This window comes from Nonomuraea insulae, from assembly GCF_042656245.1.
The window spans coordinates 62,234-81,445 of record NZ_JBHSPA010000060.1; the positions used below are offsets into that span (position 1 = coordinate 62,234).

The 19,212-nt window shown below is 71.5% G+C and carries 17 protein-coding genes; 11 read left to right on the plus strand and 6 right to left on the minus strand.

Features of this window, described 5'->3' with window-relative positions:
• Window positions 1–43: 43 nt before the first annotated feature.
• Window positions 44–1,273 (minus strand): glycosyltransferase, encoded by a 1,230-nt coding sequence (locus ACFPZ3_RS45015; RefSeq protein ID WP_379520538.1) that lies wholly within the window; start codon window positions 1,271–1,273, stop codon window positions 44–46.
• Window positions 1,274–1,341: 68 nt separating this feature from the next.
• Here ACFPZ3_RS45015 and ACFPZ3_RS45020 point away from each other — a divergent pair, with 68 nt between their 5' ends.
• The 3 genes from ACFPZ3_RS45020 to ACFPZ3_RS45030 all read left to right on the plus strand — a co-directional run bounded on the left by ACFPZ3_RS45020 (window position 1,342) and on the right by ACFPZ3_RS45030 (window position 3,244).
• Window positions 1,342–1,950 (plus strand): TetR/AcrR family transcriptional regulator, encoded by a 609-nt coding sequence (locus ACFPZ3_RS45020; protein WP_379520539.1) that lies wholly within the window; start codon window positions 1,342–1,344, stop codon window positions 1,948–1,950.
• 133 nt (window positions 1,951–2,083) lie between these two features.
• Entirely contained in the window at window positions 2,084–2,593 is a 510-nt protein-coding gene (locus ACFPZ3_RS45025; RefSeq protein ID WP_379520540.1) for a signal peptidase II, read from the plus strand.
• Window positions 2,594–2,707: 114 nt separating this feature from the next.
• Entirely contained in the window at window positions 2,708–3,244 is a 537-nt protein-coding gene (locus ACFPZ3_RS45030; RefSeq protein ID WP_379520588.1) for a helix-turn-helix domain-containing protein, read from the plus strand.
• Window positions 3,245–3,251: 7 nt separating this feature from the next.
• Here the strand turns inward: ACFPZ3_RS45030 and ACFPZ3_RS45035 are convergent, their stop codons facing one another.
• Window positions 3,252–4,124, minus strand: coding sequence for an NmrA/HSCARG family protein (locus tag ACFPZ3_RS45035; RefSeq protein ID WP_379520541.1), 873 nt, complete (start codon window positions 4,122–4,124; stop codon window positions 3,252–3,254).
• 593 nt (window positions 4,125–4,717) lie between these two features.
• On the opposite strand from ACFPZ3_RS45035, the gene ACFPZ3_RS45040 reads away from it, so the two are divergent.
• Window positions 4,718–5,302 carry a dihydrofolate reductase family protein gene (locus ACFPZ3_RS45040; RefSeq protein ID WP_379520542.1) on the plus strand — a complete coding sequence of 195 codons (585 nt, stop codon included), beginning with the start codon at window positions 4,718–4,720 and terminating at the stop codon, window positions 5,300–5,302.
• A 178-nt stretch (window positions 5,303–5,480) separates the two neighbouring features.
• Here ACFPZ3_RS45040 and ACFPZ3_RS45045 read toward each other — a convergent pair whose 3' ends face one another.
• Window positions 5,481–6,569 carry an alcohol dehydrogenase catalytic domain-containing protein gene (locus tag ACFPZ3_RS45045; RefSeq protein ID WP_379520543.1) on the minus strand — a complete coding sequence of 363 codons (1,089 nt, stop codon included), beginning with the start codon at window positions 6,567–6,569 and terminating at the stop codon, window positions 5,481–5,483.
• Between the two features lie 123 nt (window positions 6,570–6,692).
• On the opposite strand from ACFPZ3_RS45045, the gene ACFPZ3_RS45050 reads away from it, so the two are divergent.
• Genes ACFPZ3_RS45050 through ACFPZ3_RS45060 form a run of 3 tightly spaced genes read left to right on the plus strand, consistent with a single transcriptional unit; the run spans window position 6,693 to window position 11,244 of the window.
• On the plus strand, window positions 6,693–7,925 hold the full coding sequence (locus ACFPZ3_RS45050; protein ID WP_379520544.1) for an ABC transporter substrate-binding protein: 1,233 nt from the start codon (window positions 6,693–6,695) through the stop codon (window positions 7,923–7,925).
• Window positions 7,922–10,501, plus strand: a complete 2,580-nt coding sequence (locus tag ACFPZ3_RS45055) for an ABC transporter permease subunit (protein ID WP_379520545.1) — start codon at window positions 7,922–7,924, stop codon at window positions 10,499–10,501. The genes ACFPZ3_RS45050 and ACFPZ3_RS45055 overlap by 4 nt, the downstream gene beginning before the upstream one ends.
• 2 nt (window positions 10,502–10,503) lie before the next feature.
• Window positions 10,504–11,244, plus strand: coding sequence for an ABC transporter ATP-binding protein (locus ACFPZ3_RS45060; protein WP_379520546.1), 741 nt, complete (start codon window positions 10,504–10,506; stop codon window positions 11,242–11,244).
• A gap of 41 nt (window positions 11,245–11,285) precedes the next feature.
• Here ACFPZ3_RS45060 and ACFPZ3_RS45065 read toward each other — a convergent pair whose 3' ends face one another.
• Window positions 11,286–12,164 carry a LysR family transcriptional regulator gene (locus ACFPZ3_RS45065; RefSeq protein ID WP_379520547.1) on the minus strand — a complete coding sequence of 293 codons (879 nt, stop codon included), beginning with the start codon at window positions 12,162–12,164 and terminating at the stop codon, window positions 11,286–11,288.
• A 208-nt stretch (window positions 12,165–12,372) separates the two neighbouring features.
• Here ACFPZ3_RS45065 and ACFPZ3_RS45070 point away from each other — a divergent pair, with 208 nt between their 5' ends.
• Window positions 12,373–13,338: an alpha/beta hydrolase gene (locus ACFPZ3_RS45070; protein ID WP_379520548.1), complete on the plus strand. Its 966-nt coding sequence runs from the start codon at window positions 12,373–12,375 to the stop codon at window positions 13,336–13,338.
• Between the two features lie 17 nt (window positions 13,339–13,355).
• Here the strand turns inward: ACFPZ3_RS45070 and ACFPZ3_RS45075 are convergent, their stop codons facing one another.
• A complete protein-coding gene (locus tag ACFPZ3_RS45075; protein WP_379520549.1) occupies window positions 13,356–14,393 on the minus strand; it encodes a helix-turn-helix domain-containing protein in 1,038 nt (345 codons plus the stop codon).
• Window positions 14,394–14,443: 50 nt separating this feature from the next.
• Between ACFPZ3_RS45075 and ACFPZ3_RS45080 the strand changes: the two genes are divergently transcribed.
• From ACFPZ3_RS45080 to ACFPZ3_RS45090, 3 genes are read left to right on the plus strand one after another with little or no spacing between them, the layout of a single operon-like run.
• Window positions 14,444–15,541 carry an acyl-CoA dehydrogenase family protein gene (locus ACFPZ3_RS45080; RefSeq protein ID WP_379520550.1) on the plus strand — a complete coding sequence of 366 codons (1,098 nt, stop codon included), beginning with the start codon at window positions 14,444–14,446 and terminating at the stop codon, window positions 15,539–15,541.
• On the plus strand, window positions 15,538–16,470 hold the full coding sequence (locus ACFPZ3_RS45085; RefSeq protein ID WP_379520551.1) for an acyl-CoA dehydrogenase family protein: 933 nt from the start codon (window positions 15,538–15,540) through the stop codon (window positions 16,468–16,470). Before ACFPZ3_RS45080 ends, ACFPZ3_RS45085 begins: the two co-directional genes overlap by 4 nt.
• A complete protein-coding gene (locus ACFPZ3_RS45090) occupies window positions 16,467–17,282 on the plus strand; it encodes a TIGR03619 family F420-dependent LLM class oxidoreductase (protein ID WP_379520552.1) in 816 nt (271 codons plus the stop codon). The genes ACFPZ3_RS45085 and ACFPZ3_RS45090 overlap by 4 nt, the downstream gene beginning before the upstream one ends.
• Here ACFPZ3_RS45090 and ACFPZ3_RS45095 read toward each other — a convergent pair.
• A complete protein-coding gene (locus ACFPZ3_RS45095; protein WP_379520553.1) occupies window positions 17,279–19,204 on the minus strand; it encodes a CHAP domain-containing protein in 1,926 nt (641 codons plus the stop codon). The two genes, ACFPZ3_RS45090 and ACFPZ3_RS45095, sit on opposite strands and share 4 nt — an antisense overlap.
• Window positions 19,205–19,212 lie beyond the last annotated feature (8 nt).

The window sequence follows — 19,212 nt, forward strand, 5'->3', positions numbered from 1 at the left end:
CGGCCGGGTTTGTCGCGGGCGGTCGCCCTCCAGTCCGACTTTGTCACGCTGGTCGACGGCCGGGCCCGCGGGTGACCTGGAGCTGGTTCACCGCCTCGATGACGGGCGCCGCGCCGTCTTCCGCCGAGATCCGGGCTGAGAGGGCCTGGGCGCGGTGCAGGTAGGCCGGATCGGTGACCGCGGTGGTGAGCGCGGTGGCCAGCCGTTCGGGTGTCAGGCGGCGGAACGGGATCGCGGCCGGGGCCACGCCGAGTGTCATCAGCCTGGACGCCCACAACGGCTGGTCGTTCATGACCGGCACGGCCACGGCGGGCACCCCCGCCCGCACCCCGGCGCCGGTGGTGCCGCCGCCGCAGTGGTGGGCGACGGCGGCCATGCGGGGGAACAGCCAGTCGTGTGGCACGTCGCCGACCGCCAGCACATCGTCAGAGATGCCTCCCCGCAGGCCGGTCTGCAGCACGCCGCGCAGCCCGGCCCCCCGCAGCGCGTGCGCGGCCAGCTCCGTGTACTGCTCGGCCCGCGTGCCCGCCAGGCTGCCGAAGCCGACGAAGATCGGTGTGGGCCCCGACGTCAGGAAGTCGCACAACACCGGCTCCGGCCGCCAGTCCCGCGGCCGGAGCGGCCACCAGTAACCCGTGATCTCCAGCCCCGGCCGCCAGTCGGCCGGGCGCGGCGGCACCAGCGGGCTGACCCCGTGGAAGACCGGCCAGCGCGTGCTCTCCCGGCGCCGGTAGAGATCGCGCGGGGTCACCGGGGGCAGGCCGAGCCGGGCCCGCATCTTCGTGCTCATCCCGGCGAGCAGCGGTCCGGCGGCGGGCAGCTCGAACGCGAGCCGGGCCGCCCTGCGGTTTCCCCACCTCCCGAGCGATCGGCGGAACAGGCTCATGACCGGCGGAAAGTCCCCCGTAGGGTCGATCGGCTGCAGGTGCACCCCCATGCTCGGCACGCCCATCGCCTCGGCGACGTGCGAGCCCAGCGCGCCCGCCACGCCCAGCAGGAGCAGGTCGGCCTCCTGCTCGGCGATCTCGGCCAAGCCCGCCATGAGCTGCTCGCTGTATTCCTTGAAGGCGCTGAGGGAGAAGCGGCCGGTCAGTGCCGGGAGCGGATCTCCGGGAAGCGGCAGATGCTCCAGGCCCGCATCGGTCACCAGTTCCGCGTACGGCTCGTGCGCGGCGATCGCCACCTCGTGCCCGGACTGGCGTAAGCGCACCCCCAGCCCCGTGTACGGCGCCACGTCCCCCCGTGTGCCGACCCCGATGATCAGAACCCGCATGCGGACCACCCCCTTTTGTCATACAGTCGCATGATAAACGGGAGCGATGGTTTTTACCATGCACTCGCATGAGAAAGGCGCGGGACATGCCGAAGATCGTCGACCACGACGCCCGGCGGCGGCACATCGCCGAGGCGGTGCACCGCGTCATTCACGACAAGGGCATGGAGAGCGTCAGCCTGAGGGAGGTCGCCGCCGAGGCCGGAATGTCCATGGGGACCGTGCAGTACTACGTCACCACGAAGGACCAGATGCTGCTGCTGGCGCTGGAGCACTTCAGGATCTGGATCGGGACCCGGGTGGCGGCCGTGGCCGCGCGCGAGTCCACGCCGCTCGACCTGCTGCGGGAGACCGTGCTGGAGCTGTTGCCGCTGGACGACGAGCGCAGCTACCTGAACCGCGTCGGGCTGGCGTTCCAGGCGAGCTCGGTGGTGGCCGGCGACCAGGCGGCGGCGATCCGGCTCGGGCTGCCGCACCTGCTGTCCTTCCTCTCCGAGCAGATCAGGGCCGCCCAGGCCGCCGGGCAGCTCGCCGCGCACCTGGATGCCGACAAGGAGGCGAGCATCCTCTACGCCTTCGCGCAGGGCATCGTGAACGCCACCCTGGTCGGGCACTACACGCCCAAGGAGGTCGTGGCGGCGCTCGACTACCACCTGGCGCGGCTCCGCGCGGGGTGATGGCCGACCGGCGCGTCCTGACGCTGGCGAGGCGCACGATCACCGATCAGGCGGCATGCGCACGGATGGCTCAGGAAGCGCCCCGGTAGTCTCAGGGCAATCTTTGGTTGTCGCGACAGCACGGAGGCCGTGAATGATGCGGTTAGAGCGAGGTACGAGTCGGCTGTACGGGCTGATGCTCGTGCCGGCCGTGGTGGTCCTGCTCGCGGACCAGCTCACCAAGCTCTGGGCGGTCTCCGCGCTGTCCGGCGGCGAGCGCGTCGCCGTGATCCCTCCTCTGATCCACTTCCGGCTGCTGTACAACGCCGGCGCCGCGTTCTCCATAGGTACCGGCGCGACATGGGTGTTCACCTTGGTGGCGGCGGTCGCGGTGTTCGGCATCCTCTACATCGCGCGCCGGCTGGCCTCTCCCGGCTGGGCGCTCGTGCTGGGCGTGCTGCTCGGCGGCGCGGTATCCCACCTGGGCGACCGGCTCTTCCGCGAGCCCGGCTTCGCCCGGGGGCATGTCGTGGACTTCATCGACTACGGCCCGTTCGTGGGCAACGTCGCCGACATCGCACTCGCCTGCGGGGGTGTGGCGATTGTGCTGCTCAGCTTGCGTGGTGTGCCGCTCGCCAAGGTGCCGGGCGGAAAGTCCGCCTAGTGGCCCGTCCCTGAACGTTGACCCGGTAATTGATCTCAGCCGGTGAACCGTAAGGCTGGCTGCCTCTGGAATCTGGGAGGTAGTCGTGGCTCGTCCACCGGACGGCCCTTGTCGATGGAGGGCCGGAAACTCCAGCGCATCACCCGGACCGCGAAGGACCCGGTCAAGCTGCGCCGGGCGGTCGTGGTGATGATGTCCGGGCAAGGCCAGTCAGTCCCGGACATCACCTCATTGATGCAGGTCGGCGATGACTACGTGCGGGATGTCATCCACGCCTTCAACGAGCGGGGGTTCGACGCGCTGGACCCAAAATGGAGCGGAGGTCGTCCGCGGGTGGCCAGTGAGCGGGTGTGTGAGCACATCTGCCTGATCGCCCGGACGGTCCCCGCCGAGTGGGGCATCATCGGCCATTCCACCTGTAGTCTGCGCATGATCGCCGCGCTCGACCTGGCCACCGGCAAGCTGTACTACCGCATCCGTAAGCGCAAGCGCTACGCCCTCAACGGCACCGACCACCGCACTCAAGACGAGCAGAACGCGGCGATCGGCGGCTACGTCCGCTGGCGCACCGCCCGCGCGCAACCGAAAACCAGCTTCGCCGCCAGCTCACCCATCCGAAGCTGGAGCAGTTACCCGGCCAAGGTTGCGTGACGGGCCACTAGCCCGCGAGGATTCTGTCCCAGTCCACCGTCTTGGCCCACTCGGCGTAGCTGTGCCAGCGCACGGCGGGGTACCTGGCATGCAGAGTCTCGATGTCAAGGAAATCGGTGTTGTTCTCGAAGTTCTCGAACATCGTGGCCACCTCCTCGCCGGCCCACTGCCGCACCATGTCCAGCGGCATCTGCTGGTAGGGGATCTCCCGGCCGAGCACCTCGCTCAGAATCTGGGCCGCCTCCTGCCCGGTGACGCGATCGGAGGCGATGTCGATCCGCTGGCCGATGAGCTCGTCGGGGTTCTCGACGGCATGTACGGCCATGCCGGCGATGTCCAGGACGCTCACCTGGTCGAGCGGCTTGCCCGGGGTCAGCGGGTTGGCGAGCATGCCGTCACCGAGCTGGCTGAAGCCGAGGTTGAGCACGTTCTCCATGAAATACACCGGGCCGAGCACCGTCGCGCGCGCCGGCCGCTCGCGCAAATACGCCTCGATGAGCTGCTTGCTGTCGGCGTGGTCGACGTTGGTGGCCACCAGCCGGTCGCCGCCCCGCACAGACGAGTACACCAGGTGGACGTCGAGGCGAGCGGCGGTGTCGACGAGTTGGCGTCCCTGCGCGACCTCCTCGTCCTTGCCGCCCTCGCCGAACGGCACCGACAGGCCAAAAATCGCGTCGGCGCCTGTGCAAGCCCGCTGGAGCGCATCGGGATCGGCGAGGTCGCCGGTGGCAAGCCGTACGCCTCGGGCTAACAGCGCCTTCGCGGCCGGCGACTCGGGCGAGCGCACGTACGCCACCACCTCGTGGCCGCGCTCCAGGAGCAGGTCGGCGACTGCGCCGCCCTGATTGCCGGTGGCGCCAACGACGACGACTTTGCTCATGAATATCTCCATGGTTGAGATGGGATGGGATTCGATCCAGGACAGGCGGGCGCGTTCCGACCGGCCCATCCGGCCGAGCCGCCCGCCATCAGCGATTCTGGGACCTCAACCACCATTGAGGTCAAGCGCCGGACAGCCTGACACTGCCTTGAGCATCACCCGTCGGGCTGGCCACCCGCTGTTTCTGGGCGATGAAGTGCGGGTCGTTGGACGCCTTCCAGGTAGTGGTGGGCTGTCAGCTCACCACGCCAGCGTGCAGGATGCGTCGCAGGCTCTCGCGACTGATCGCCGCCACCACACCCCGGGGTGAGGAGGCGTTCGGCCAGGGTGCGCAGGCTCCAGGTGGAATGGCCCGTGATATCTCACTCGGCGCGATCAGGCAGATGTGCCTACGCACCCATCAATTACCGGGTCAACGTTCCGGGACGGGCCACTTGTTTGCAGGCCATACCTACATCCCGACGAGGTCCGCTCGGGGTGGGCACACCCGGGACGGAATTTCGGTCGGCGATGTCGATTCGGGCGGTCGGCGCTCGTGTAGGGGGTGAAGGGACCGCCGCAGGGCGGTCCGCACGAGCGGAGGAGGCATTTCGGTGCGTTCGATCATTGTCACCATGAACATCAGCCTGGACGGCGTGGCGCAGGGCCCGGGTCGTCCCGATGAGGACATCCGCGCAGGCTTCATCCACGGCGGGTGGGGGGCCTGGAACCAGGACGAGGCCTTGGCTCAGGAGATGGCCAAGGGCATGAGCGGTCCCGGCGACATGTTGCTCGGGCGCCGCACCTGGCAGGACTTCACCACCGTGTGGGCGCACCGCGAGGACGGCAATCCGTACACCGCCCACATGAACGCCGCCACCAAGTACGTCGCCTCCGGCACGCTTGACGACGCCAGTGCCTGGCAGAACTCGGTGCTGCTACGCGGTGACGCGACGCAGACGGTCGCGAAGCTGAAGGCCCAGGACGGTAACGACCTGGGTGTCGTCGGCAGTGCCGCACTGGTGCGCAGCCTGCATGCGGCCGGTCTGATCGACCGTTACACGCTGGTGGTTCACCCGGTCACCCTGGGGTCGGGCACGCGGATGTTCGAGGGGGCGGCGCCGTTGACTCGGTACCGCCTGACCAGCAGTGTCACGACCACCAAGGGTGTCATCGTCGCCCGCTACGACCGCCTTTGAGGGAGCTGGTGCTTCTCCTCGCCTCTATGGGCGGCATGGCGGCCAAGCCGGTAACCGTCTCACGGGTGGGTGCTGGGCGAGCGTGGTTTCGGGCGGGCGTACGGGGCCCACCGTGTAAACGGCCCACGGGTGGGCTGGTTTTGGGAAGGACGTCCGAGCGATTAGCGAGGTCCCTGGTTTAGAAGGTGATGACCGTGCGGGCGACGGTGCCCTGGCGGACGTGGGTTACCGCTTCGTTGATGCTGTCCAAGGGGAGGCGTTCCGTGATCAGGGCGTTGAGGTCCAGGTGGCCTCTCTCGTACTGGGCGGCGAGCATGGGGAGGTCGCGGTGGGGGGCCGAGTCGCCGCCCTGGGTGCCCATCAGGCGGCGGGAGGCGAAGAGCAGGCTCGTGTCCAGTTCCATGGGGTGGCCCGAGGGTGGGCTGCCGACCATGACCGTGGTTCCGCCGGAGCAGGTCGAGGCGAAGGTCTGGGCCAGGACGCCCGGTACGCCGGTCGCGTCGAAGGCGTAGTCCACCCCGCCCTTCACCACGTCGGACACCTGTTTCGGGAGGTCCGTGGGCAGGAGGGTGTGGGTGGCGCCGAAGCGTTGCGCCAGTTTGAGTTTCTGGTCGGCCACGTCGGCGGCGATGATCGTGGTCGCGCCTGCCAGCACCGCGCCCTGGATGACGTTGAGGCCGACGCCGCCGCAGCCCACGACCAGGACCGTGGCGCCCGGGGGGACCCGGGCGACGTTGAGGACCGCGCCCACCCCTGTGATGACGCCGCAGGCCAGCAGGCACATGGCGTCGAAGGGGGCGGATTTCGTGATTTTTACGCACATGGGGTCGGGGACTACCGCGTACTCGGCGAACGAGCCTATGCCGATGAAGCGGCGGGTCTCCACGCCGTCCAGGGTGATCCGGGGCGGGCCGCCCATGATGGTGGGCAGGCGGTCGGGGCCCGAACACAGGTGGAAACGTCCGGCGGAGCAGGGGCGGCAGCGGCCGCAGGGGCCGTTCATGGAGATGATGACGTGGTCGCCGGGCTCGACGGCGGTGACGCCCGTACCGACGCTCTCGACGATCCCGGCGCTCTCATGACCCAGGACGAACGGCAACCGGCTCACCACGGGGCTCTTGCCGTCGATGGCCTTGAGGTCGGAGCCGCACACGCCCGACGCCTTGATCTGTACGCGGACCTCGCCGGGGCCGGGATCCGCGATCTCGACCTCGTGGATCTCCATGGGGGAGTGGAATGCGGTCAGCACGGCCGCGCGCATCAGCATGGGCCACACGGTAACCGGGGCGCCTGCTGTGAGCAAGCGGTTGCTCGGGAAGCTCGTTGACGGTCTCCGCGGTCGAACCTACGCTCGATCATACCAAGCGAGCGCTAGGCCAAGGAGGCTGCCATGGTATGGGGTGGATCGGTGGCGGTCCTGATGGTGGTGCTCGTCGCGGGATGCGCGGCTCAGCAGCGGCAACAGGGTACGAGCACCGCGGGCGTGACCGACACCACGATCAAGGTCGGCGGGGTGCTGACCAAGACCAGCGCCAGCGGTTACTCCACCAAGGACGCCGAGATCGGCGCCAAGGCCAGGTTCGAGCGGGCCAACGCCGAGGGCGGCGTGCACGGGCGGAAGATCGAGTTCCTGGGCGCCGAGGATGACGGGCAGGACGCGGCCAAGGGGGACGCGGCGGCGAAGAAGCTCGTACAGAAGGATCAGGTGTTCGCCCTCGTGCCCGTGCACGCCCCCAACTTCGGCGGCGCCGCCTTCCTGGAGCAGCAGGGCGTGCCCTGGTTCGGGTGGGCGACCGGGCCGCAGTGGTGCGGCACGAAGACCGGCTTCGGCTACAACGGCTGCCTGGCGCCCAAGCAGGGGGCGGGTTCGCAGACGTGGTGGGGCCGGCAGATGGCCGACCTGCTCGGCGGCGCGGAGGGGAAGAGCGTCTACGTACAGACCTCCGACTCCAGCGGCAGCAAGTACGGCGGCACCACCATCTCCCAGTCCTTCACCGCGGCCGGGTTCGACCTGGCCGGGGTGAACTCCGGCCTCCCGGCCGCCGCCCCGCCCCCCGACTGGCTCCCGTACGTCAACAAGATCATGACCTCGGACGGCGGCGAGCCCCCGGACATCGTGGTGTCCGTGATCGCCGGGACCAAGTTCAACGTCGGCCTGTACGCGGCGCTCAAGCGGGCCGGATACAAGGGTGTGCTGACGGACGCCACCAGCTATGACGCCGCCATCCTGAAGGATCCGGCCAGTGCGCAGGCCCTGGAGGGCGTGATCGCGGCGCCGATGTTCGAGCCGTTCGAGTCCAGCGCCCCCGAGATCGCCCGGCTCAGGCAGGACGTCGAGAAGGTCGCCCCCGGCACCCCGCTCACCCAGCACCTGGCCATCGGCTACTGGGCCGCCGACATCTTCCTCGACATGCTGAACAAGACCGGCAAGGACCTGACCAGGGCGAAGTTCCTGGCCACGGGCAACGGCTCCTACCTGTACGAGAACGCCGGATTCGGCAGGATCCAGTACCCCAAGGACCACAGCGAGCCGAACGGCTGCGGCGCCCTGGTCAAGCTGGACACCGGCGCCTTCCAGGTGGCCAAGAGCATGAAGTGCTTCGACAACGTGCCGCTCAAATGATCCTGAACTACGTGCTCAGCGGCCTGGTCACCGGCGCCATCTTCGCGATCATGGGATCGGGCCTGACGCTCTCGTACGCGGCCACCGGGGTGTTCAACTTCGCCCACGGCGCCATCGGCTTCCTGACCGCCCTGGTGTTCTACCAGCTCAACCTGGCCGGACTGCCCGCGTGGCTGTCGGCCCTGGCGTCGGTGGCGGTGTTCGCCCCCGCGCTCGGCTACGCCCTGCACAAGGCCATGTTCCGGGGGCTCGCCCAGGCGGGGGAGACGGCGCAGATCGTGGCCACCATCGGGCTCACGATCGCGCTGCCGGCGCTCGGCCTGCTGGTCGTGGACGTGGCGGGGCTGCCTCCCGCGGACGCGACCGCGTTGCCGCGGGGCGTGGGGCCGCATCCGGCGCAGGGGTTCGACATGCTCGGCGTGCGGCTGGACAGCGATCAGCTCATCACGTTCGGGTTCTCGGCGGTGGCGGCGGCCGGGTTGTGGGCGTTCATGCGGCACACCCCGTACGGCCTGCGCATGCGTGCCTCCGTGGACCGCCGCCGCCTGGCCACACTGCGGGGCATCGACGCGGACGCCACCTCGGCGCTGGCCTGGATGCTGGGCTCCGGGCTCGCCGGGCTGGCGGGGGTGCTGGCGGTGTCGGTGCTGGGGCTGGACGCGACCGCGTACACCGTGTTGCTGTTCGCCTCGGCGACGGCGGCGGTGTTCGGGCGGCTGCGGTCGATCCCCTGGACGTTCGCGGCCGGGCTGGCGCTCGGCGTGGTGCAGAACCTGGTCGCGGGATACACCGACTTCCTGGAAGAGGTGACCGGGCTGCGTACCGCCGTGCCGGTGATCCTGCTGTTCGCCGGGCTCGTGTTGCTGAACCGGTCGCGTGAGCGGGTGGCGGGGAGCGCGGCGGAGGATGTGCCGCCGCCCGATCGCCTGGCGGGGCTGCCGCCGTGGCGGCGGCGAGGGCCGTGGGTGCTCGGCGTGCTCGCGCTGATGGTGTTCACCTTCGCCGGGTCCGAGTACTACGTGGGCGTGGCGGCGCAGGGGCTGGTGCTGGCGCTGATCTTCTGTTCGTTCGTGGTCGTGACCGGGATCGGCGGCATGGTGAACCTGGCGCAGGCGGCCTTCGCCTCGATGGCGGCGCTGACCTGCGGATGGGCGTTCACCTCCGGAATGCCGTTCGTCGTGGCGATCCTGCTGGGCGTGCTGGCCGCGGCGGCCGTGGGGATGCTGGTGGCGCTGCCCGCGCTGCGGCTGGGCGGGCGGGTGCTGACACTGGCCACGCTGGCCATGGCGTTGCTGGCCGACCAGGTGGTGTTCCAGGTGGACGCCTTCAGCAACGGGACGATCGGGTGGTCGCTGCCCGCTCTCGGGTTCGGGTTCGCCGACACCTCCGACGCCCGGGTGCGGGTCGTCGTGTTGCTCGTGCTGATCGGGGCCGTGGCGCTGCTGGTGCGCAATCTCGAACGGTCGGCTTCCGGGCGGGCGATTCTGGCCGTGCGGTCGGCTCCGGCGGCGGCCACGACGTCTGGGGTGTCGGGGCCGCGTACCAAGATCGTGCTGTTCGCGCTGGCGTCGGCCATCGCCGGGCTCGGCGGGGTGTTGTTCGCGATCTCCAAGGGGTCGATCACCGCGACCGACCTGCCCGCCTTCTCGGGGTTCGTGTGGCTGGCCGTGGTGGTGCTGCAAGGGGTGCGGCGGATCGGCGGAGCCGTGGTGGGCGGGCTCATCGCGGTCGCCGTACCCGAGCTGCTGGCCACCTGGGACGTGTCGGCGCACGTGGGGGCCATCCTGTTCGGGGCCGGAGGCATGATCCTGGCCAGACATCCCGACGGAGTGCTCACCCTGCGCCCTCGGCGGGCCAAGAAGAGCGTCTCCGTGGAGGTGCCGGTGACCGGCGAGCGGGCGTTGTTCGTGATGCGGGGCGTCGTCGCGGGGTACGAGGACAGCACCGTGTTGCATGGCGTCGACCTGGTCGTCAACCCGGGCGAGGTGGTCGCGCTGCTCGGCGCGAACGGGGCGGGCAAGTCCACCACCTGCGCGGTCGCCGCGGGAGACCTGCCGGTGACCTCGGGCCGGATCCTGCTGGACGGCCAGGACGTCACCGCCTGGCCCGCCCACCGCAGGGCCAGGGCGGGAATCCTGCTCGCGCCAGAAGGCCGTGGCGTCTTCCCCGGCCTCACCGTCGAGGAGAACCTGCGTACCTGGCTGCCCGACCCCGAACCCGTCTTCGAGCGCCTGCCGATGCTCGCCGAGCGCCGTACCGTCCTGGCCGGCGCCCTGTCCGGCGGCGAGCAGCAACTCCTCACGCTCGCGCCCGCCCTCGTGCGCCCGCCCCGGGTGCTGATCGCCGACGAGCCGTCGCTCGGGCTGGCGCCGATGGTGGTGCGGCAGGTGTTCGAGCTCTTCGCCGAACTGCGTGCGCGCGGGGTCGCGTTGTTGCTGGTCGAGGAGAAGGCCACGGAGGCGCTGGCGATCGCCGACCGGGTGGCGTTCATGGCGCTCGGCCGCGTGACCTGGGCCGGGCCGCGGGCCGAGGTGGACAGCGAGCGGCTGACCGCCGCCTATCTGGGGGTGCGGTGACCATGCTGGCCGTGGAGGGTGTGTCGGTGGCCTTCGGCGGGGTCAGGGCGCTCGACCAGGTGTCGTTCGAGGTCGGTGAGGGCCTGGTCTGCGGGGTGATCGGGCCGAACGGGGCCGGCAAGACCACGCTGTTCGACGTGGTGTCGGGGCTGCGCTCGCCGAGCGAGGGCCGCGTGCTCGTGGCCGGCCGGGATCTGACCGGCGTGTCCGCGGTCAGGCGGGCCAGGGCCGGGGTGCGCCGCACGTTCCAGCGGACCCAGGTGTTCGGGCGGCTCACCGTCGCGGAGAACGTGCTGGCCGCGCTCGACTGGCACGGCGGCGGTGGCGGGCTCGCCGCCGACCTCGTCGGCCGGCCGGCCCGCCGGCGGCTCGAACGTGAGCGGCGCGAGCGGGTGGCCGAGGTGCTGGAGTTGTGCGGGCTGAGCGCGCTGAGCGACGCCTACGCCGCCGCGCTCCCCGTCGGCCGGCGCCGCCTCGTCGAGCTGGCCAGAGCCCTGGCCGACCGCCCCCGGCTGCTGCTGCTCGACGAGCCCACCTCCGGGCTCGACGCCGGGCAGGCGGCCCGCCTGGGCGAGGTCGTCAGGGCCCTGGACACGACCGTGCTGCTGGTCGAGCACGACATGGGCTTCGTCATGGGCGTCTGCGACCGGATCGTCGTGCTCGACCTCGGCAGGGTGATCGCCACCGGCACACCGGGCGAGGTGCGGGACGATCCGGTCGTCAGGGCCGCCTACCTCGGCTAGGAGCGGCGCTCGGTGGAATGGCACATGGGCTCAACCATTTCCTAGTACGGCGGCGCGGAACGCAGCGCCCTGATCAGGTGGGCCCGCACCTCGGCCACGGCGGGCCGCGCCTGCGCGCCGGAGCGGACGGCCAGGTAGCCGGTGTTGATCGGGGCCTCGGCCGGTTCCGCGAGCGTCACGAGCGTGCCGTCGGCAAGATCACGGCGGCACAGGTACGCGGGCAGCACCGACACGCCGACCCCCGCCCTGACCGCGCTCAGCACCCCCCGCAGATCGGGGATGACGACCTGGGCCGCCATCGCCGGGCGGCGCCCGAACACGGTCCGCCAGTAGCGCCGCACGATGGGCAGATCCTCCGCGTACGCCACCAGCGGCACCCCGGCCAGCCCCTTCGGCCCTGCCTCGGGCACCGACGCGGCGACCTCCGGCGAGGCCACCAGGAGGAACTCCTCGTCGTAGACCGGCTCGGCCCGCACGCCGCGCAGCCGGGGCCTGATCGTGGACAACACCAGGTCCAGCCGCCCGGCCGCGAGGCCGGCCAGCAGGTCGTCGGCCAGGCCCAGGGTGAAGCGCAGCCGCAGCCCGCCGCGTACGAGGGGGGCGAGCAGCGGCATCACCTCCTCGCACAGGAACTCGGCGGGCCCGCCCAGGTGCACGGCCTCGTCGGAGGGCAGCTCCGAGGCCACCACCTCGTCCAGCACGTCGAGCCCCGGCGCCACCCGGCGGGCCAGCTCGTCGGCGGCGGGCGTGGGCGCGACGCCGCGCGGCAGCCGGTCGAACAGCGGCCGGTCCAGCGCCGACTCCAGTGCCTTGACCTGCGCCGTCACGGCCGGTTGCGAGAGGCCGAGCGTCTGGGCGGCGGCGGTGATCGAGCCGGTCCTGTGCACGGCGAGGAAGGTCCGCAGCAAGTCCAGCGACATGGGCGACATATCACCATCCTTATGCCTCGCGGCATATGTTGTTATCTGTTGCTGATGGTGGACAGCCGTCTCGTCACCGGCCGGCGGCCCGCTCCTCGACGAACGGCGGGCCCGGGGTGGGTAATCGCCGCCGGACGGCGGTTGTGCGCCAGGGCGTGGGCTCTGACGATGAGGGGTGACCCCACCGTCCTAGTGGAAGGCAAGCCTCATGGCATTTCACCCCAACCTCGATCCCGAACTGCGCGCCGGGGTCGAGCAGGCGCCGCCGATGTCGTTCGACCTGGCCGCCCTGTCGTATGAGGACCTCGCCGGGCAACGGGCGCAGATGAGCGCGATGATGGCCGCGATGCCCGCGCCGGAGACGACGGTGGTGATCGAGAACCGGCTGGTCCCTGGGCCTGAGGGCGCGCCGGACGTGCGGTTGCGGATCTACCGGCCGGACGGGTCCGGGCAGGGCCGGCCGGCGATCTACTGGATCCACGGCGGCGGCATGATCTTCGGCATGCCGGAGATGGACGACGCGATGATGATCGACTATGCCGAAAGGCTCGGCGTCGTCGCGGTGTCCGTGGACTACCGGCTCGCGCCCCACCACCCGCACCCCGCGCCCGTCGAGGACTGCTACGCCGGGCTGGCCTGGACCGCCAAGAACGCCGCCGAGCTGGGCATCGACCTCGCGCGGCTGGCGGTGGGCGGGGCCAGCGCGGGCGGTGGGCTGGCCGCGGCGACCGTGCTGCTGGCCAGGGACCGGGGCGGGCCCGAGGTGGCTTTCCAGCTCCTCATCTACCCGATGCTGGACGACCGCAACACCACGCCGTCCAGCCACCAGTTCGCCGAGGCCGTGGTGTGGGACAGGTCGGCCAACCTCTACGGCTGGAAGGCGCTGCTCGGCGACCGCGCCGGCGCCGACGACGTCTCCCCGTACGCCGCCCCCGCCCGCGCCACCGACCTGTCCGGGCTGCCTCCGGCGTTCGTGGACGTGGGTGAGCTGGAGGTGTTCAGGGACGAGTGCGTCGACTATGCCCTGCGGATGGCGCAGGCGGGGGTCTCGACCGAGCTCCACCTGTATCCCGGGGCGTTCCACGGGTTCGACATGATGGCGCCCGACGCCGCGCTGAGCAGGCGGGCCAAGCAGGCCAGGGAGGCGGCGCTCAGGCGGGCGTTCGGCCTCTGACGCCGGCCCGCGGGGGGTCAGGCGGGTGTTTCGCCTCTGATGTTGGCCCGCAGGCGCACGAGGGCCAGGGCCAGGTGGGCGCGCATCCGGCCCGGCTGGTCGGCCAGCGAGAAGCCGAGCACGCGCTCCGCGCGGGCGATGCGGACGGCCAGGGAGCTGTGGTGCAGGTGCACGGCTCCCGCCGCGCCCCGCACCGAGCCCACCAGGCACAACGCCCGCACGGCGAGCAGCGACTCCCCGCCGAGGCGGGCCATCGCGCGTACGTCGTCCAGGCCCGCGATCGCCTGCTCCGGCAGGTCGGCGAAGAGTGCCAGCGCGCCCAGGTCCGACCAGCGCATCACCCGGTCGTGGGGGCCGGTGAAACGCAGCGCCGTGCGGGCTCCCGCCCACGACTCGGCGGCGCGCGCGCCCGGCAGCTCCGGGCCGATCCCCATCCTGGCGCCTTCGGGCAACTCGGGATGGGTGGTGGCGACCAGGACGGCCTCCGTGTCGCCGATCCTGGCGGCGCGTACGCGGTGGCCCATCGCGCGCAGCCCCGAGGCGAGGTCCGTGTCCGGCAGGGCGATGGCCAGGGCCTGGAGCGGGAGGGCGGGGTCGAAGCCCAGCAGGCGCAGGGCGCGGGCACGTTCGGCCTCGCCGGTCTCGGCGGACAGGGCCAGCTCGACCAGCGCCGGGTCCTGGCCCGTGCGCGCGAGCGCGGCGGCGCGTTCCAGGGTGACCTCCGCGGCGGCGGCGTAGCGTTCGAGCACTATTTCGTCGAGCCCGTGCGCCGGGCCCTCGCGCTCCATCCAGACCGCGCCGAGCCCGGAGCTCAGCTCCCTGACAGCCTCCAGGGCGGCGGGAGTGTCCACGGAACCGTCCGGCCTCGTGCGGGTGCGGCGGCCCGTGGCGGCGTCGAGCAGGCCGACAGGGCACTGCGTCAGCCGGGCCGTGGCCGTGAGCAACACCGGGACGCTCACATGGTCGCGCACCAGTGAGTCGAAGTAGGCGATCACCCGCACCGCGCTCTCCGCGTCGGCGTCGAGCGTAGAGAGCCGCAGCAGCAGTCCCTGCACGACTACCAGACTACTGGCAAGCCCACCAAGCGTGCGCTAGGTTGGTCGGTGTGGATCTCGACTTCTCCCCGGCCGAGCGGGACTTCCGCGCCGAGGTTCGCGACTGGCTGAGCACGCACGCGCCGGGACCGCTCCCGTCCATGGACACCCCCGAGGGCTTCGCCGCGCACCGCGGCTGGGAGGCGTCGCTGGCGGGCGCGCGGCTGTCCGTCGTCTCCTGGCCCGAGGAGTACGGCGGGCGCGGCGCCTCCCTCATCGACTGGCTGATCTTCGAGGAGGAGTACTGGGCCGCCGGATGCCCCGCCCGCGTCACCCAGAACGGGATCTTCCTGCTGGGACCTTCGCTGATGAGGTACGGCACGCCGGAGCAGCGTGAGCGGTGGTTGCCCAGGATGGCCAGGGGCGACGACGTGTGGGCGCAGGCGTGGTCGGAGCCCGAGGCGGGCAGCGACCTGGCCGCGCTCACCTCACGCGCGTCGCCCGCGCCCGGTGGCTGGCTCCTGTACGGGCACAAGACGTGGAGCTCCCGTGCCGCCCACGCCGGCCACGGGTTCGGCCTCTTCCGCACCTCCGGGACCCGGCACCGGGGCCTGACGTACTTCATGTTCCCGCTGACCGAGGTCGGCGTGCGGCCGATCGCACAGCTCGACGGGCTGCCGGGGTTCGCCGAGTTGCACTTCGACGGTGTGTTCGTGCCCGACTCGATGGTGCTCGGGCAGGTGGGCGAGGGCTGGCGGATCGCCATGGCCACCACCTCCTCAGAACGCGGACTCGCCCTGCGCAGCCCAGGACGTTTCCTGGCCACCGCCGATCGGCTCGTCGCGCTGGCCCGCGAGATCGGCGACCCGGCCGCGGCCGATCGGGCCGCCAGGTGCTGGGTGGAGGCCGAAGCGTACCGGCTGCACACGTTCGGGATCGCCCGGCGTCTCATGGCGGGGGAGGAACTCGGGTCCGCGGCCAGCCTGGGCAAGATCTTCTGGTCCGAGCTGGACCTGCGGATGCACGCCCTGGCCATGGAACTCCTCGGAGATCGGGCCGGGCCGTGGCTGGACGGGTTCCTGTTCTCCCTGGCCGGGCCCATCTACGCGGGCACGAACGAGATCCAGCGCACCATCGTGGCCGAGCGGGTCCTGGGGCTGCCGCGATGAACTTCGCCTTCACCGACGATCAGCTCGCCCTGGCGGCGACCGTGCGGGACGTGCTGCGTGACCACTGTCCGCCTGCCGCCTTGCGTGCGGAACGGCGTCCGGCCTGGGAGCACCTGGCCTCGCTCGGGTTCTTCGAGCTGCTGCTGCCTCCCGAGGCGCTCGCGCTGACCGACGTGGTGCCCGCATTGGAGGAGACCGGGCGCGCGTGCCTGCCGGGGCCGGTGGTGGAGACGGCCGTCGTGGCTCCGTACGTGCTGCCCAAGGCGTCCGGGACGGTGTGCGTGCTGCCTGACGGGCAGGCATACATGGCGGACGCGGACCTGGCCGACCTGCTCGTGGTGGTGCGGGACGGTGAGTTGCGGCTGGTCGCCCGTGAGTCCGCCCGCCTGGTGCCGCGTCGTGGGGTGGATCCGTGCCGGCCGCTGTTCTCGGTGGAGTTCGATGTCTCCGAGCCGCTGGACGGGTCGCCCGAGCAGGTGCTGCGGCGGGGGGCGGTGGCCACCGCCGCGCAGCTCATCGGGGTCGCCAGGGAACTGCTCGCGGTCTCCGTCGCCTACGCGGGGGTTCGTACCCAGTTCGGGGCGGCGATCGGGTCCTTCCAGGCGGTCAAGCATCTTCTCGCCGACGTGGCCGTGGCGGTGGAATTCGCGGCGCCGCTGGTGTACCGGGCGGCGCTGTCGGTGGACCGGGCGGCGCCGAGCCAGGGGCGGGACGTGAGCGCGGCCAAGGCCGCGGCGGGGGAGGCGGCCACGCTGGCGGCGCGGGTGGCGCTGCAGGTTCACGGGGCGATCGGGTACACGGAGGAGCTGGATCTGCGGTTCTGGCTCGCGCGGGCCTGGTCCCTGGCCGGCGCGTACGGCACCACCGCCGCCCATCGTTCGCGTCTGCGTGCCGCCCTCGCCGACGGCGACCTGCGGAGGTACCCGTGAAGTTCGGCGTGCCCCTCGGCCTGCTGCACCCGGCGGCCTGGAAGGACGTGGCGGTCGCGGCCGACGAGCTGGGGTTCGAGTCGGTGTGGCTGCCCGAGCACCTCGTCTTCGCCACCGACCTGTCCTCGGCCGTCTACCCGGGCACCTCCGATCCCGGGATCAAGCCGTCCACGCCGCTGTTCGACGCGCCCGCGTACCTGTGCTGGCTGGCCGCCTTCACCTCCCGCGTCCGGCTCGGTACGGCGGTGCAGCTTCTCGCCCTCCGCCACCCGTTCATGTCGGCCCGCGCGTTCGCCACCCTGGACGTGGTCTCCTCCGGGCGGGCGATCTGCGGAGTCGGGGCCGGATGGTATCGGGGGGAGTGGGAGGCGGCCGGGGTGCCGTACTCGACCAGGGGGGCGCGGCTGGACGAGGCCATCGAGGTGGTCAGGCGGTTGTGGAGCGAGCCCGTGGTCGCCCATTCCGGGCGGTTCTACGCCTTTCCCGAGGTCGCCTTCGAGCCCAAGCCTGTGCAGCCTCGGCTGCCCGTGCTCGGAGGCGGGGAGTCGGCGGCGGCGCTGCGCAGGGCGGCCCGGTTGTGCGACGGGTGGATCAGCATGCCGCACACCGTGGAGTCGATCAAGCCGCAGATCGAGCTGCTCGGCGCGGGGGTGCCGGTGACGGCGCACGCCTACGACCTGGCCGGTCCCGAGGAGGTGGCCGCGTGGGAGGGACTCGGGGTGGAACGGCTCATCGTGCGGCCCTGGACGCGTAGCCGGGACGCGGTGTCGCGGCTGACCGCCTTCGCCGCCGAGTACGGTCTCCTCGGTTAAGCGCGGTGGCGGCCTCTGCCGGAGGGGGCCGCGCCCACCAGGTCGTCCTGCCCGCGGCGGCCTCTCGGCGGGGTGCCGTGCGGGAGCGGGTCGTGGTTCGAGCGGCGGTGGCGGCGGCCTCGGGGCGGGAGGTCGGGGGAGAACGCGATGGGCTCCTCGACGGTGTGGCCGCGGCGCCGGCCCCGGTAGGAGGCGCCGGGCTCCTGGACGTCCAGGATGTCGCCGCGCCTGCTCCTGGGCGGGGCGAACGCGTCGAACGCGCTGCTCGCGCCGGGGATGAAGATGCGCTCGAACGAGCCGGTGTCCACGACGCGCTGGAGGGGTCCCGTGTCGAGGACGACCTCCAGCGGTCCCGTCTCGTCGGTGAAGGTGAAGCGGCCGCGGTCGAAGTCCGGCTCGTAGGAGTCGAAGGCAGGCGTGTACGAACTCGCGCCGGTGCCGGTGCTTGTGCCGGTGCGGCGATGGGGCGCGGCGTCTGATGCCAGGTCGAAGGGCCTGGTTTCGAGCCTTCTGTGCCTGGAGTGCCGGGCCGCCTCCCTGGCGGCGGCGTGCCGGGCCGTGTCGCGGGAGGTGGTGTGCCGGTCCGCTTGGTGGGAGGCGGCGTGGTGGGAGGCGGCCTGGTGGGAGGCGGCGTGGTGATGCGTGGCCCGGGCGGTGGTGGAGTGGTGGGAGGCGGCGGAGAGCGAGCGGAGGGCGGCCGCCGTGGCCAGGCGTTCGGCGGACTCCTGGAGTTCCACGGTGCTGCTGGTGGCCGCGATCGGTGCGGTGGCGGTCCTGCGACTGGTGGCCGTGATCGGTGTGGTGGTGGTCCTGCGGCGGCGGCCCTTGGCGCGGCGGGCCGGCTTGTCCGCCGCCGTGGTGGCCGCGCTCAGGCGCAGGCGGCGGGTCTTGGCCACCGCCAGCAGCGCGAGGGCGGCCACGACCGCCGAGCCGATCAGGGTCGGGGAGTTGATGGCGGGCAGCGGGCCGGTGGCGGAGGCGTCGGTGTGCACGGGGAGCGGCTTGGCGGTCGCCTCCTCGGTGTCCGCCGTGGTCGGCTTGGCGTGCTTGCCGGTCTTCGCCGTGGTGGGGGAGGCCCCGGCTTGCGGGGTCTTCGCCGTTGAGGAGGCCGCGTGCGAGTCGGAGGCGGAGGCCGACGGCTGGGGGGAGGCCGTGTCCGAGCGCGGCTTCGAGGCCTGGGTGCGGCCCTGGGTCTCTTTCGAGGTCTGTTCAGGGGTCTGGGGCTCGGTGCGGCCTTGGGCCTCTTCCGGGGTCTGGCCCTTGACCTGGCCTTCCTGCTGCGACTCCGGCTGCGTGGGGGTTCTGGACCCGAGGCGGTCGGTGGAGGTCAGCGGGGCCTGCGTCCCGTCCTCGGACCGGGGGATCAGGGAGTTGAGCGCCTCTTCAGGGAGCGTGCCAGGCTCGCTGCCCGGCTTCGACGCCTCCTTTTCGGCCTTCTTGGCGGCGGCCCTGTCCAGGCGGGACTTGATGCGCTCCGGGTAGCCGTAACCGACGACCTTGCTCGTGTCACGTTCCTTGCGCTTGGCGACGCCGCCGTCGATGTTGCCCTCGATGGTGAAGATCCTGCCGTGCTCGACCTTCGTCACGATGCCGACGTGGTCGATGTTGTCGATCTTGTTGGTGCCGCTCCAGTCGTAGAAGACGAACGCGCCGACCTTGGGGGTCTTCCCCCACGCTCCCTGCTCCTTGAACCATTCCGCGTGCCGTACCGTCCACGCGAACTGCCCGATCCAGTCCTGGTAGCCGAGCTTGTGCGCGGCCCAGGAGAGGTACATGTCGCACCAGGGCGCGGAGCTGTAGTCGGCGTCGAACTCGATGTGGTTGCCGTACCACTTGCCGAACTTCGTGTACGAGCCCGACTTCTCGGAGTAGCCGACCTGGCTCTCGAGCAGTTCGATGTACTTCTGGATCTCTGGCGTCATGGAAGTGT

What these genes read in the sequence shown, in the direction of transcription:
- ACFPZ3_RS45015 (WP_379520538.1), bottom strand. Translation starts at nt 1,273, where the DNA reads ATGCGGGTTCTGATCATCGGGGTCGGCACACGGGGGGACGTGGCGCCG.
- ACFPZ3_RS45020 (WP_379520539.1), top strand. Translation starts at nt 1,342, where the DNA reads ATGAGAAAGGCGCGGGACATGCCGAAGATCGTCGACCACGACGCCCGG.
- ACFPZ3_RS45025 (WP_379520540.1), top strand. Translation starts at nt 2,084, where the DNA reads ATGATGCGGTTAGAGCGAGGTACGAGTCGGCTGTACGGGCTGATGCTC.
- ACFPZ3_RS45030 (WP_379520588.1), top strand. Translation starts at nt 2,708, where the DNA reads ATGGAGGGCCGGAAACTCCAGCGCATCACCCGGACCGCGAAGGACCCG.
- ACFPZ3_RS45035 (WP_379520541.1), bottom strand. Translation starts at nt 4,124, where the DNA reads ATGAGCAAAGTCGTCGTCGTTGGCGCCACCGGCAATCAGGGCGGCGCA.
- ACFPZ3_RS45045 (WP_379520543.1), bottom strand. Translation starts at nt 6,569, where the DNA reads ATGCTGATGCGCGCGGCCGTGCTGACCGCATTCCACTCCCCCATGGAG.
- ACFPZ3_RS45050 (WP_379520544.1), top strand. Translation starts at nt 6,693, where the DNA reads ATGGTATGGGGTGGATCGGTGGCGGTCCTGATGGTGGTGCTCGTCGCG.
- ACFPZ3_RS45055 (WP_379520545.1), top strand. Translation starts at nt 7,922, where the DNA reads ATGATCCTGAACTACGTGCTCAGCGGCCTGGTCACCGGCGCCATCTTC.
- ACFPZ3_RS45060 (WP_379520546.1), top strand. Translation starts at nt 10,504, where the DNA reads ATGCTGGCCGTGGAGGGTGTGTCGGTGGCCTTCGGCGGGGTCAGGGCG.
- ACFPZ3_RS45065 (WP_379520547.1), bottom strand. Translation starts at nt 12,164, where the DNA reads ATGTCGCTGGACTTGCTGCGGACCTTCCTCGCCGTGCACAGGACCGGC.
- ACFPZ3_RS45070 (WP_379520548.1), top strand. Translation starts at nt 12,373, where the DNA reads ATGGCATTTCACCCCAACCTCGATCCCGAACTGCGCGCCGGGGTCGAG.
- ACFPZ3_RS45085 (WP_379520551.1), top strand. Translation starts at nt 15,538, where the DNA reads ATGAACTTCGCCTTCACCGACGATCAGCTCGCCCTGGCGGCGACCGTG.
- ACFPZ3_RS45095 (WP_379520553.1), bottom strand. Translation starts at nt 19,204, where the DNA reads ATGACGCCAGAGATCCAGAAGTACATCGAACTGCTCGAGAGCCAGGTC.